Below are 13,552 nucleotides of genomic sequence, written 5' to 3'. Positions count from 1 at the left end.
ATTAAGATGAAACTACTTTTTCATAAAATCACCAATTGGGAGTATTGGCCGTTTCAGGTTTTGTATGTTCCTATTTATTTTCTTTGGGCGTATTATGCCTGCAAAGCGAGATCTGTTTTTTTCTTTAATGCATCTAATCCAAAAATTAAAAACGGAGGATTTCTTATGGAAAGTAAAAAGCAGATTTATGATTTGCTTCCTAAAAAACATTATCCCAAAACTATTTTGATTAAAGAGAATACAGGTTTAAAAAAGATAGTAAATAGTATAATCGAAAATAATATTTATTTTCCCTTAATCGCAAAGCCGGATATTGGTTTGCGTGGTTCTGGCGTGAAAAAGATTAAAACTGTTTCTGAATTAAAAGAGTATGCTAAAAAAGCAAACTTTGATTTTTTGATACAAGATTTAATACCGTTTAAAAAAGAAGTTGGTGTTTTTTATGTGCGTCATCCGCTTGAGAAAGAAGGAAAAATTACAGGAATTGTTTCTAAAGAATTTCTAAATGTTATTGGTGACGGAATCTCCACTATTGAAGATTTAATCTATAAAACTCCCCGATTTCAGTTTCAGCTTGAATCCTTAAAAGAAGAATACGGAGACCAATTGTATCAGATCTTAAGAAAAGGCGAAGTGGTTAATTTAGTTCCGTTTGGGAATCATGCCCGCGGTGCAAAATTTCTGGATGGCAGTGATTTGATAACGCCAAAACTAACTGCAATGATTAATGAAATCGCAACTCAAATTCCTGAATTTTACTTTGGGCGTTTTGATATCATGTACAATTCTTTTGAAGAATTAGAACGTGGAGAAAATTTTCAAATCGTAGAACTTAACGGAGCGGCAAGCGAACCCACACATATTTATGATCCTAAACATTCTGTTTGGTTTGCCTGGAAAGAGTTGGCACGACACATTACTTATATGTATGAAATTAGTGTGCAAAATCATAAAATGGGCGTTCCGTATTTAAATTATAAAGTTGGAATGCGTGAATACAGATTGCATTTGGTTCAAAATAGTAAAATCATCAATTTTTAAAAATGAAAAGAATAAAAAATATCTCTGTGGGATTTCTGGTAAGCTTTCTGGGATCAATTCCTCTAGGATATTTAAACTTAGTAGGTTTGGAAATCTATACAAAATCAGGGCTTCATAATTTAATCTTCTTTTTATTTGGAGTTGTTTTTGTTGAAACCTTTGTCATTTATTTCACTTTGATTTTTGCTAAACGGCTGATACAAAGTAAGCGATTAATGAAGATAATTGATTTTTTTTCCATTGTTTTTATGTTTGGTTTGGCACTCTTTTTTTATTTTAATTTCAGGCAAACCACAAAATCAAATAATTATTTACAAGAGTATTTCATGTATTCGCCATTTGTAATTGGTGTGGTTTTAAATTGTTTTAATTTTTTGCAACTCCCTTTCTGGACCAGTTGGAATCTATATTTACTTAACGGAAAGTATATTGCAATAGAAAGAAAGTTAAAATATTATTATATTGCAGGAACTTTGATAGGTGTTTTTTTAGGGATGTTCAGTCTGATTGTTCTTTTGCAGACTCTTTTTCAAAAAACAAATCATTTTTCAAAGTATTTAATGCCTGTTTTTATTCCGTTAGTTTTTATTATTTTAGGAAGTTTTCAGGTATTTAAAGTATATAAAAAGTATTTTAAACCATCAGCTTTAGCCATTTAAGATCTGAAGTTGGACTAAAATTTCATTTATGAAAAAAATTCTCTTTCTACTTCCTTTTGTTTTGTTAGCTTGTAAATCGAATCCGTTAGCAGTTACTGAAAAAGATTCAAAAGCAATTTCAAAACCACTCGAAATCACCTATAAAGTAAATGAAACGGAGGTTTCGGATTTCTTGAAGTATCTTTCTTCAGATGAATTAGAAGGGCGTGAAACCGGAACGAAAGGAATTGAAAAAGCAGCGGTGTTTTTGGAGGATTTCTTTAAAAATAACAAAGTGAAGCCATATTTTACTTCGTATCGCGATACGTTGACTAATTTTAAATCGCCGGCATATAATATTGTTGGAGTTTTAGAGGGAACTGATCCTGTGCTGAAAAAAGAATTTGTGGTTTTAAGTGCGCATTACGATCATATTGGTGTGGAGAAAAAACAGCAGGCTGATATTATTAATAATGGCGCAAATGATGATGCATCCGGAGTTACGGCTGTTGCGCAAATAGCAAAATATTTTAGTGAGACTAAAGCAAATAAAAGAAGTATTCTTTTTGTGTTTTTTGCCGGAGAAGAAAAAGGTCTTTTAGGATCTAAAAGTTTGGTGCAAAAACTAAAAAAACAAAATTTCAATTTATATACACAGTTAAATATCGAAATGATTGGTGTGCCAATGAAACGTGATTATCTTGCCTATATTACAGGTTTTGACAAATCGAATATGGCTGAAAAAATAAATGAATATACAGGTAAAAAGACTATTGGGTTCTTGCCAAAAGAAGCAGAATATCAACTATTTTTCAGATCTGATAATTATCCGTTTTTTGAAGTTTTTGGAAAACCATGCCAATCTGTAAGTACTTTTGATTTTGAGAATTTTGATTTTTATCATCATGTTTCGGATGAATTTAAACTGATGGACATTCCGCATATGACTTCTTTTATTCAGGAATTTTTACCGGCTGTAACAAAAATTGCTGTTTCGCCAACACAAGAAATTACAATGAATAAATAATTTATCATTTTATTTGATTTGCTTATTTTTGCTTTATGAAAAATATTATTGTTACGGGAACCAGTAGGGGAATTGGTTACGAATTGGCTTTGCAATTTGCTAATGCCGGAAATCAGGTTTTAGCCATTTCCAGAAAAATACCTCAAACTCTTTTAGAGCATCCAAACGTCACTTGCCTTTCGGTTGATTTATCAGATGAAGCTGCTTTGACGGAAGTCGATAATTTTTTATCTTCAACCTGGAAAAAAGTGGATGCTGTAGTGCATAATGCCGGTGCTTTATTATTAAAACCTTTTGCCGAAACCACTCAGGCTGATTTTGAAAGTATTTATAAAGTGAATGTTTTTGCTGTAGCAAATCTTACGAGAATTTGTTTGCCCTATCTTCAAAAAGGAAGTCATGTGGTAACGATCAGTTCAATTGGAGGCGTAAGAGGAAGTCTTAAATTTGCAGGATTGGCAGCTTATAGTTCAAGTAAAGGTGCTGTAATTACGTTAACCGAGTTATTAGCTGAAGAATACAAGGAGCAAGGAATTTCGTTTAATGTTTTAGCCCTTGGCTCAGTCCAAACAGAAATGTTACAAGAAGCTTTCCCGGGTTATCAGGCACCTATTTCTGCTGAAGGAATGGCTAATTATATTTATGATTTTACGCTTAACGGAAATAAATACTTTAATGGGAAGGTGTTGGAAGTTTCGTCAACAAATCCTTAGATTTTTTAAATTTCAAAAAATAAATTCCAAATTCCAAATTCCAATTTTAAAACTTTTGACATCTAACATATAACTTTTAACGTAAAAGAAATTGATCGAAACTTTAGCCAGATATATACCGGAACATGCCGTAAAGCCTGTCTTTGAATTGATTGTTGACAATCAGGTTCATCTTAAAATCGTCAATGAACGCCAAACGCGTCATGGAGATTATAGGAGAGGGCCGAGTGGTAAACATGAAATCACGGTGAACGCCAGTTTAAATAAATATCGTTTTTTGATTACGCTGATTCATGAGATTTCACATTTAGTGGCTTTTGAAAAATATGGACGTAATATAAAGCCACACGGAATTGAGTGGAAACTTACTTTTCAGCGCACGATGGTTCCTTATATTCGTCCGGAGATTTTCCCCGGGCAATTATTACCCTTGTTAGCGAGGCATTTTAAGAGCCCGTCTGCGAGTAGTGATACCGATACTACTTTGTCTTTGGCTTTAAAGCAATACGATGCGAAAAACGATAAAAACTATGTTTTTGAAATTCCTTACGGAAGCGTATTCAGAATTAAAAACGGAAAAGTATTCAAGAAATTAGCTGTTAGAACCAAACGATTCGAATGTATCGAAATAAGCTCTGGAAGAACTTATCTTTTTAATCCTAATGCTGAAGTGGAATTGATTAATTCGAATTAAAAAATAATAAAAATTCCAATAAAAAAATTCCAAATTCCAATTGCTCATCAGCTTTGGAATTTGGAATTTTTTTATTGAGTTTTATCCAGTTTTGGAATTTAAAAAAGGTTTTAACCTTTTAAATAAGCTTCTCTTACTTTTTTAAACAGGTTCGAAGAGTAAACAAACTTCACAATATCTTTATTGTCTGTTCTAAAAATTTCTTCTTTAGTTCCCTGCCACGCTTTTACTCCTTTTTTTAAGAAAACAATATTCTCGCCAATTTCCATTACCGAGTTCATATCGTGCGTATTGATTACGGTTGTGATATTGTATTCTTCTGTAATTTCCTTAATCAAGTTATCAATCAAAGTTGAGGTGTTCGGGTCTAAACCTGAGTTAGGTTCATCGCAAAACAAATATTTTGGATTATTTACAATCGCACGGGCAATCGCCACACGTTTTTGCATACCTCCGGAGATTTCAGAAGGTAGTTTTTTATGAGCATCAACAAGATTTACTCTTTCTAAGACGAAATCAACACGTTCTTTAATCTTAGCATTGTTGTCGTTAGTGAACATTTTTAATGGGAACGCTACATTTTCTTCAACAGTCATCGAATCAAATAAAGCACTTCCCTGAAAAACCATTCCAATTTCAGTTCTTAATTCTCTTTTTTCGTCCGGATTTAATTCAGAATACACTCTTCCGTCAAATTCAATTGTTCCTGAATCAGGGGTGTGAATCCCTAATAACGTTTTTAATAAAACCGTTTTTCCTGATCCACTTTGTCCAATAATCAAGTTGGTTTTTCCAGTTTCAAAAACCGTCGAAACGCCTTTTAAAACTTTACTGTCACCAAATGATTTTTCTATGTTTTTTACTTCGATCATTATCCTAATAATAATTGAGTTAATATATAATTAAAAAGAATAATACAAACAGATGTCCATACAAAGGATACCGTACTTGCTTTACCCACTTCTAATGCGCCACCTTTCATGTAATATCCGTGAAAAGATGGAATTGTAGCTAATAACATTGCAAAAATTAAAGTCTTAATGAACGCATATGTAATGTGAAAAGGAATAAATTCCATTTGAGCACCCTGAATAAAATCTTCACTAGTCGAAAATCCTCCATATGCACAAGCAAGCCATCCGCCAAAAATACCCAGGAACATACTAATTCCAATTACAAAAGGATACATTAAAAGGGCTACTATTTTTGGAAAAACAAGATAGTTTAATGAATTAACACCCATAACTTCAAGAGCATCAATTTGTTCTGTAACACGCATTGTACCAATACTGGAAGTAATGTAAGATCCCATTTTCCCGGCCATAATCACCGAAATAAAAGTAGGGGCAAACTCCAGAATTACAGATTGACGTGTAGCAAAACCAATTAAATATTTTGGAATTAAAGGATTAGTTAGATTTAGTGCAGTTTGAATGGCCACAACTCCTCCAATAAAAAAGGAGATAAAGCAAACAATACCAAGAGAGTCGATTATTAAATCATCTATTTCTTTGAAAATCAATTTTTTCATAACAGGCCATTTGGTCTGTTTGTTAAAAATTTCTTTCAGCATTAAAAAATATCTTCCTATTTGAGATATATAACGAATTAGCATCATAAGTTTTGAAATATTGGCTAAGTTAAAAAGAAGTTATGAGTTTTGGGTTATGAGTGAAGCGATTTCGGTACTTTTCCGGATCAAATTAACTTTTGTTTCATTTTCTTAAATCTATAGTTTCTAATAAATTTAGCTTGTTCTGTGGTGACTAACAGTGGTGTTTTAGCTTTTTTAGCTTTCCAGAAACCTCTAATATAGTCAAAAAATAAAAAAGGTTTTTTCTTCATCATCGCCAGTTTTGCTGATGCAATTGCGGTAATCCAAAAACCGTATCCTAATGTATAAAAAGCTTCTCCTTGTTTATAACGTGCTGTTTTATTGTAGTTTGCGCCTGTTGGTTTAAGGTGTTTTACGTGTAAAGAAGGATCAGTAACTATTTTCCAATCATAATATTTGCAAAGTAATTCATCTACAGTATCCCAACCCATAGCAGGTTTTAAGCCTCCAATTTGCTTAAAAGTTGCTGCACGATACGCTTTCAGTGCTCCGCGAATATGATCTTTATCGGTTAGGTTTTCTAAGATCCACTCGCCATTTTTTTCGATGTAACAAAATCCGCCTGCCATTCCAATTTTCGGGTCCGATTGAAAATGTTTGATGATAGTTTCAAAATAATTAGCTGGAAAAATTAAATCACCGTCTATTTTTACAATAATGTCATAATCGGAATCCAGTGTTTCAAAACCTTTCTGAAAAGCTTGAATTACTTTGCTTCCTGGCATATGAATGGCATCTGAAGTTTTGTTTACAACAGAAATAAACGGATGTTCCTTTGCGAATCCCAAAACAATTTCTTCTGTTTTATCAGTCGAATTATCATTTACAACTACAACTTTTGATGGTAAAATAGTTTGAGAAACTAGAGATTGCAGCGTGAGACCAATAAGATCTTGTTCGTTGTGCGCAGGAATGACAATGTAATATTTCATAAATTTTAAATTAAATACCAATTTTCTAAAATTCCAAATTCCAATCTTACCGGTAAGGTTAAAATTGGAATTTGGAATTTGAATATTGGAATTTCTTTATTGTTTTATTTTCTCAGCCACAACAATATAATATCTGGGTGTAAAATATCTTAATAATGGTCTGAAACCAAACTTTTTTACCGGATGTGTAAATTTTTGACGATCCGTTATTTTCCAGCCTGTTTTTTCTAAAAGCCAATCTAACTGCCAATCTTCAAATTCATGATAATGTCTGTCCCACATATCCGTTTTAGAACGATATGCCGGAGAAAACCACAAACGTAACGGAATTGAAATTAACAATTTGTCACATTTTACGTTTTGCAAAATTGTGTATGGATTTAGCAGGTGTTCGAAAATTTCAAATGCAGTAAAAACAGTATAGTCTTGAGTTTGTAAAGCAGTCTGATCGTTGTCCAGATCTTCGCCTTTTGTGTTTTTTACGGTAAAGCCATTTTCTTCCATTATCTTAGAGAATGGATTTGGTACACCAAAATCAAAAATAACTTCAGATGTTTTAACGTGTTTTTGTAAAAACTCTAAAGTAAGTTTGAATCTTTTATTCGGAAACGTTTTTTCGTACATAGTCGTTGCGAAGAACGAAACAATCTTTCGTTCTTGATTTATAATTAGGTCGCAAATATACTAAAAAGTCCGCATTTTAAAAGAGGGCACTGAAAAACATCCCTTATTTTGATCAGGTTTATTTTTTAGACAATAAAAAAACGCTTATAACAGGATTTAAAAATATCCGTTGTAAGCGTTTTTCGTTTTATAACTGTTTTTTATTTGAGGTTATATGTGTCGATTTTTTATTTGTAGAGGGGCATTTTCTATAATCATACTTATTTTATAATTTCTTACATCAATTTCAGTATTCTTTTTAAGTTGACTGTGAAAATAGCCATTGCTCCTTGCATTTGCATATTGGTGATACCATACGATAGTGCTCTATCGTATCCATGCACATTTTTTAATTCACTGTTTTTAGCTTCTATTTTGTATCGGTGTTTGGCCTTTTCTTTATAGTAGTCGGTTTCTTGGAAAGCAATTTGTTCTTGGTGTAATTCTGATTTTATTGATACCGAATATGTTTTTGTCTTTGATCCTTCTTTGTAGCATCCTTCTTTTAAAGGACAAGACTTGCATTTTTCAACATCAAAATAGTATGTATCTACTTGATTTTTTCCAACATTCTTTTTGCCCTGATGAGCTTTTCTTATAGCCATGTGGCCTGCAGGACAAACAAATCTGTCGGCATCTTTATTGTAATCAAATTTATCTTCTTCTTTTCTAATACCTTGTGTTATTGTAGTATTTAGTTTTGCTACTATTTTAATGTTTTGCTCATTTGTGAGCTTTAGATTTTCTTTTCCTGCATAAGCTGCATCACCAATGATAGTATCTACATCAATTCCGTTTTCTTGACTAATCTCTAAGAGTTTTGGCAACTCTGGACCGTCTCCTTTTTCTCCTGAGGTTACTACAGCTGCTGTGATAATACGTTCCTCAGTCATCGCCAAATGAGTCTTATATCCAAAGAAAGAGCTGTCAGCGGATTTATGCCCCGTCTTAGCATCTGTATCTTTTGATAAGATGAAATTTTCTTGAGTATCCTCTACTGTTTCTTTTAGTAAGTTTAGTTTTTCTTTCACAGCCGGTATAGAGCTCAAAGATGGTTCTTTTTCTATACGGCTCTCCAGATCTTTACAATAGGCCAATTCTTTTTCTAGTTCATTGGTATCATTCTTCTGGGGCATATGTTCTTTGAATTGGTCATCAAATAGATATACCGTCTTTCGAAGTAGTTTAGAACGCTCCCTTAATACTTCAATTGCTGAAAATGGATTGGATCTGGATAAAGTATGTGTAGCATCCACTATAATAGACCTGGATTTAATGATTCCCTTTTCAACAGCTATAGTCACTGTTCTACCAATGAGTAGATTTAATAAGTCTGTATCTTTAAGACGAAGTTTACGAAATTTCGTCAATGAACTTGGATTAATAACGCTCTCTTCTGGCGTCATTTCTAAGAAATACTTAAAAGACATATCAAAACGTGAACGTTCTACTACATCAACATCCGAGACATCATAAATTGTTTTTAGAAGCAAATACTTAAACATACGCACAGGGCTTTCTGCGGTGCGACCATTATTTGTACAATATTTATTTAGCAACTCATCGTAGATGAATGAAAAGTCTATGAGTTCGTTGATTTTTCTAAGGAGATTATCCTGAGGAACAATTAAATCATATAATGAAGAGTAGGGACTAAACTGAATTTGTTGCTGTTGAATTAACATCTAAAAAGCCTTATGATTACACGGAAAAGATACAAAAAAAGGAGCAGAAAACTTTTAGCTTCTACTCCTTTTAATTAACAATTTATTTGTGAAAAGACTTTTTCAGTGCCCTCTTTTAAAATGCGGACTTTTTTTTAAGTTTTCAGTCTCAGTTTACAGTCACAGTATTCAGAAGCTGAAAACTGTGACTGCGACTGTATACTAATTTTAGTATCTATAAACAAATGCATTAACATTCATTCCTGCTCCAACAGAAGCAAAAATAACAACATCGCCTTTGTTGATTTCATGATTTTCTAATTTGCCCTGAATTAATAAGTCATATAGAGTAGGAACTGTTGCAACGCTTGAGTTTCCTAAATCATGAATACTCATTGGCATAATGTTTTCAGGTGGCGTTTTATCGTACAGTTTATAAAAACGGGCGATAATTGCTTCGTCCATTTTTTCATTAGCCTGGTGAATCAGGATTTTCTTTACGTCATCAATTGCGATTCCACTTTTATCAAGACAGCTTTTCATTGCGCAAGGAACCTGGCTTAATGCAAATTCGTAAATCTTACGGCCATACATTTTAATGTATTTGATATCCGGATCTAAATCTGGATTGTATGATTTTCCAAAGTATAGATAATTAGCTTCATCATTTGCATAAGTAGCACTTTCGTAAGATAATAATCCAGCTTCGTCATCAGAAGCTTCTAAAATTGAAGCACCGGCACCATCAGAGTAAATCATTGAATCGCGATCGTGATCATCAACAACCCTTGATAAAGTTTCGGCTCCAATGACCAAAACGCGTTTTGCCATGCCTGATTTTATAAATGCATTGGCTTGCAAAACACCTTCTATCCAGCCCGGACATCCAAAAAGAATATCATAAGCGACACACTTAGGATTTTTAATGTCTAATTTGTTTTTTACGCGAGTAGCTAAACTTGGTAAAATATCAGATTGATTCGTTCCGGATTTTACATCGCCAAAATTGTGGGCGAAAATAATATAATCTAATGTTTCACGATCGATGTTAGCATTTGCAAGTGCTCTTTCGGCAGCGAAAAAAGCTAAATCAGATGAGGTATGTTGGTCTTCGGCATAACGGCGATTTTCGATTCCGGTAATACCTTTAAATTTTTTAATAACAACTTCGTTAGGATAAGCAAAAGGAGTTCCGTCTTCATTTAAAAAAACATGATCACCAAAGTCAGTGTTGCTTACTTCTTTATTTGGAATATAACTTCCTATACCTATTATTTTTATTTTCATTATTCCTTAATTAGCCAATAAATTTATGGCTAAATTATAAATAAATTTATGATAACTATCATAAAAAATACTATGCATGCATATAATTATGAAATAATAATTATTTGTGGGATTTATTGTTAATTTTCTAACGAATTTTAGGTTTTGCCGAGATTTCAAACGTTTGAGTTTTGTTTTTTGATTTATTTTTTTTTGAAAAAATTGTAAAGTTTTTTTGTGTTTTGTTACAAATAAAACCGAAGTTTCAAAAAGTGTTAAAAAACAGAAAACTTTATAATTGTTTCAAGTTTCACGTTACGCTTGAACCTGAAACCTGAAACTTGAAAGAAAAAAACAAACCCGACAAGTTTTAAGACCTGTCGGGTTTGAATATTTATTAAAGAAAACTTATTTCTTAGTTCTCCATATAAGCTTCGATAGGAGCACAGCTGCAAACTAAGTTTCTGTCACCATAAGCATCATCTACACGACGAACTGATGGCCAGAATTTATTTTCAGCAATATACTCCAATGGATAAGCGGCTTTTTCTCTAGTATAAGGGAAACTCCAAGTATCTGTAGTTAACATTGCTAATGTGTGCGGTGCATTTTTTAATACATTGTTTTTATCATCTGCTGTTGCAGCTTCGATCTCTTTTCTGATTGAAATAAGAGCGTCACAAAAACGATCTAACTCTGCTAAATCTTCAGATTCAGTAGGTTCAATCATTAAAGTTCCTGCTACCGGGAAAGAAACCGTTGGAGCGTGGAAACCGTAATCCATCAAACGCTTCGCGATATCACCAACTTCAATTCCGTTTTCTTTAAACGAACGACAATCTAAAATCATTTCGTGAGCCGCTCTTCCGCATTCTCCTGTATAAAGAATTGGGTAGTGCCCTTCGAAACGGGATTTCATGTAGTTAGCATTCAGGATAGCATGTTCTGTAGCACTTTTTAATCCTTCGGCACCCATCATTGTGATGTAACCGTAAGAAATTAAGCATACCAAAGCAGATCCGTAAGGTGCAGATGAAATTGCTGTAATAGCCTGCTCACCACCTACTTTTAAGATTGGGTTTGTTGGTAAAAAAGGAACCAGTTTTTCGTTTACACAAATTGGTCCAACACCAGGTCCGCCGCCACCATGAGGAATAGCGAAAGTTTTGTGTAAGTTTAAGTGACAAACGTCAGCGCCAATTGTAGCAGGATTTGTTAATCCAACTTGCGCGTTCATGTTTGCACCATCCATATATACTAATCCGCCATTGTCGTGGATTAATTTAGTGATTTCAATAATCGAAGATTCAAAAACTCCGTGAGTAGAAGGATACGTTACCATTAAACAAGATAAATCATCTTTATGTTCAATCGCTTTTTCTCTTAAATCTTCTACGTCAATGTTTCCTTCAGGAGTAGTTTTAGTAACGATAATTTTCATTCCTGCCATAGCTGCAGAAGCAGGATTGGTTCCGTGAGCAGATGAAGGAATTAAACATACATTACGGTGACTTTCGTTTCTCGATAAATGGTAAGCACGAATAGCCATTAAACCGGCATATTCTCCCTGAGCTCCTGAGTTAGGCTGTAATGTAGTTCCGGCAAATCCCGTAATTACATTTAATTGCTGCTCTAATTTTTTAAGCATCGTGATATAACCTTCCGCTTGTTCTACTGGTGCAAAAGGGTGAATGCTGTTCCAGTTTGGCATTGATAAAGGCAACATTTCTGAAGCTGCGTTTAATTTCATTGTACAAGAACCTAATGAAATCATCGAATGATTCAACGATAAATCTTTACGCTCTAATTTTTTGATGTAACGCATGATCTGACTTTCTGAATGATGATTGTTGAATACATCATGCGTTAAGAAAGAAGATGTTCTTTCTAATGAAGCAGGTAATTGGCTTGTAGCAGCTAATTCAGCAACAGTAAAAGTTTCTTTTCCTAAAGCTTCAGCAAAAATGGCAATAATTTGGTTGATGTCAGTAATTGAAGTTGTTTCGTTGAACGAAATAGAAATCGTATCGGCATTAACATAGTAGAAGTTTACTTCGTTTTTCTCTGCTATAGCTTTTACTTTTTGAGCATCTGCTTTTACTAAAATAGTATCAAAGTAAGCCGTATTGGTTTGAAAAACGCCTAGTTTATTTAAAGCTTCAGCAGCAGTAACCGCTGATGCGTGAACTTTACCTGCAATATATTGTAATCCTTTTGGTCCGTGGTAAACTGCATACATTCCGGCCATAACCGCTAATAAAACCTGAGCGGTACAAATATTTGAAGTTGCTTTTTCACGTTTAATGTGCTGCTCACGAGTTCCTAACGCCATACGTAAAGCGCGATTACCGTTTACATCAATCGAAACTCCAATAATACGACCTGGCATAGATCGTTTATATTCATCTTTGGTAGCAAAAAAAGCAGCGTGAGGACCACCGTAACCCATTGGTACACCAAAACGTTGTGAAGTTCCAACAACTACTGCCGCTCCCATTTCTCCCGGAGAAGTTAAGGCAACTAGTGATAAAATATCAGCAGCAAAAGCTACTTTAATTTCGTTTTCTTTTGCTTTAGCAACAAAAGCACTGTAATCGTTTACCTGACCATATTTTCCCGGATATTGTAAAATGGCTCCGAAGAACTCATTCGAAAAATCAAAGGTTTCATGGTTTCCAACAACTAACTCAATCCCGATAGGAGTTGAACGTGTTTGCAGGATTGATAAAGTTTGAGGTAAAATTTCTTCAGAAACGAAGAATTTATTGATGTTGTTTTTCTTTTGGTCACGTGTACGAACGTCAAATAATAACGCCATAGCTTCGGCAGCAGCAGTTCCTTCATCAAGCAAAGAAGCGTTTGCAATTTCCATTCCTGTCAGTTCAATAACAGTAGTCTGGAAATTTAAAATAGCTTCAAGACGACCTTGAGCAATTTCTGCCTGATAAGGTGTATACGCCGTATACCACCCGGGATTTTCGAAGATGTTTCTTTGAATTGGAGCCGGAACGATTGTGGGATGATACCCCAAACCAATATAGGATTTGAATACTTTATTTTTCTTTCCTAATTCCTGAATATGATTTGCAAATTCGTATTCCGTCATTGCAGGATCCAACTTCAAAGGTGCTTTTAAACGAATGTCATCCGGAAGGGTTTCGTAAACAAGTTGTTCGATCGATTCAACTCCAATAGTTTGTAACATGTGTTGAAGATCTGTTTCTCTTGGGCCAATGTGTCTTAAAGCAAAAGCATCTGTTTTCATTTGTAGCTATCTAATTTTTTAAGGGCAATGCAAT

General features: G+C 33.9%; 12 protein-coding genes. 5 read left to right on the top strand and 7 right to left on the bottom strand.

Annotated elements, in window-relative coordinates:
• The first annotated feature begins 6 nt into the window (after positions 1 to 6).
• The 5 genes from QLQ94_RS02290 (at position 7) to QLQ94_RS02270 (ending at position 4,113) form a co-directional block, all read left to right on the top strand.
• A complete protein-coding gene (locus tag QLQ94_RS02290; protein ID WP_482499100.1) occupies positions 7 to 1,041 on the top strand; it encodes a D-alanine--D-alanine ligase in 1,035 nt (344 codons plus the stop codon).
• Between the two features lie 2 nt (positions 1,042 to 1,043).
• Positions 1,044 to 1,700, top strand: a complete 657-nt coding sequence (locus tag QLQ94_RS02285; RefSeq protein WP_271334555.1) for a hypothetical protein — start codon at positions 1,044 to 1,046, stop codon at positions 1,698 to 1,700.
• Positions 1,701 to 1,728: 28 nt separating this feature from the next.
• Positions 1,729 to 2,706: a M20/M25/M40 family metallo-hydrolase gene (locus tag QLQ94_RS02280; protein ID WP_271334556.1), complete on the top strand. Its 978-nt coding sequence runs from the start codon at positions 1,729 to 1,731 to the stop codon at positions 2,704 to 2,706.
• Between the two features lie 35 nt (positions 2,707 to 2,741).
• Entirely contained in the window at positions 2,742 to 3,419 is a 678-nt protein-coding gene (locus tag QLQ94_RS02275) for an SDR family NAD(P)-dependent oxidoreductase (RefSeq protein WP_482499097.1), read from the top strand.
• 91 nt (positions 3,420 to 3,510) lie between these two features.
• Entirely contained in the window at positions 3,511 to 4,113 is a 603-nt protein-coding gene (locus QLQ94_RS02270; protein ID WP_271334558.1) for a SprT-like domain-containing protein, read from the top strand.
• A gap of 110 nt (positions 4,114 to 4,223) precedes the next feature.
• Here QLQ94_RS02270 and QLQ94_RS02265 read toward each other — a convergent pair whose 3' ends face one another.
• The 7 genes from QLQ94_RS02265 to gcvP form a co-directional block, all read right to left on the bottom strand.
• Positions 4,224 to 4,985 (bottom strand): ABC transporter ATP-binding protein, encoded by a 762-nt coding sequence (locus QLQ94_RS02265; protein WP_271334559.1) that lies wholly within the window; start codon positions 4,983 to 4,985, stop codon positions 4,224 to 4,226.
• Complete coding sequence (locus QLQ94_RS02260; RefSeq protein WP_089478327.1) at positions 4,985 to 5,731, bottom strand: MlaE family ABC transporter permease; 747 nt, start codon at positions 5,729 to 5,731, stop codon at positions 4,985 to 4,987. Before QLQ94_RS02260 ends, QLQ94_RS02265 begins: the two co-directional genes overlap by 1 nt.
• Positions 5,732 to 5,811: 80 nt before the next feature.
• Positions 5,812 to 6,660, bottom strand: coding sequence for a glycosyltransferase family 2 protein (locus tag QLQ94_RS02255; protein WP_482499095.1), 849 nt, complete (start codon positions 6,658 to 6,660; stop codon positions 5,812 to 5,814).
• A gap of 96 nt (positions 6,661 to 6,756) precedes the next feature.
• Complete coding sequence (locus tag QLQ94_RS02250; RefSeq protein WP_482499093.1) at positions 6,757 to 7,284, bottom strand: methyltransferase; 528 nt, start codon at positions 7,282 to 7,284, stop codon at positions 6,757 to 6,759.
• Between the two features lie 275 nt (positions 7,285 to 7,559).
• Positions 7,560 to 9,008: an IS1182 family transposase gene (locus QLQ94_RS02245; RefSeq protein WP_482498454.1), complete on the bottom strand. Its 1,449-nt coding sequence runs from the start codon at positions 9,006 to 9,008 to the stop codon at positions 7,560 to 7,562.
• Between the two features lie 207 nt (positions 9,009 to 9,215).
• A complete protein-coding gene (locus QLQ94_RS02240; RefSeq protein WP_271334562.1) occupies positions 9,216 to 10,274 on the bottom strand; it encodes a 3-oxoacyl-ACP synthase III family protein in 1,059 nt (352 codons plus the stop codon).
• Positions 10,275 to 10,668: 394 nt separating this feature from the next.
• Complete coding sequence (gene gcvP, locus QLQ94_RS02235; protein ID WP_271334563.1) at positions 10,669 to 13,518, bottom strand: aminomethyl-transferring glycine dehydrogenase; 2,850 nt, start codon at positions 13,516 to 13,518, stop codon at positions 10,669 to 10,671.
• Between the last annotated feature and the right edge of the window lie 34 nt (positions 13,519 to 13,552).

It is taken from the genome of Flavobacterium sp. B114r, from assembly GCF_056824125.1.
This window is presented reverse-complemented; position numbering and strand designations above follow the sequence as displayed.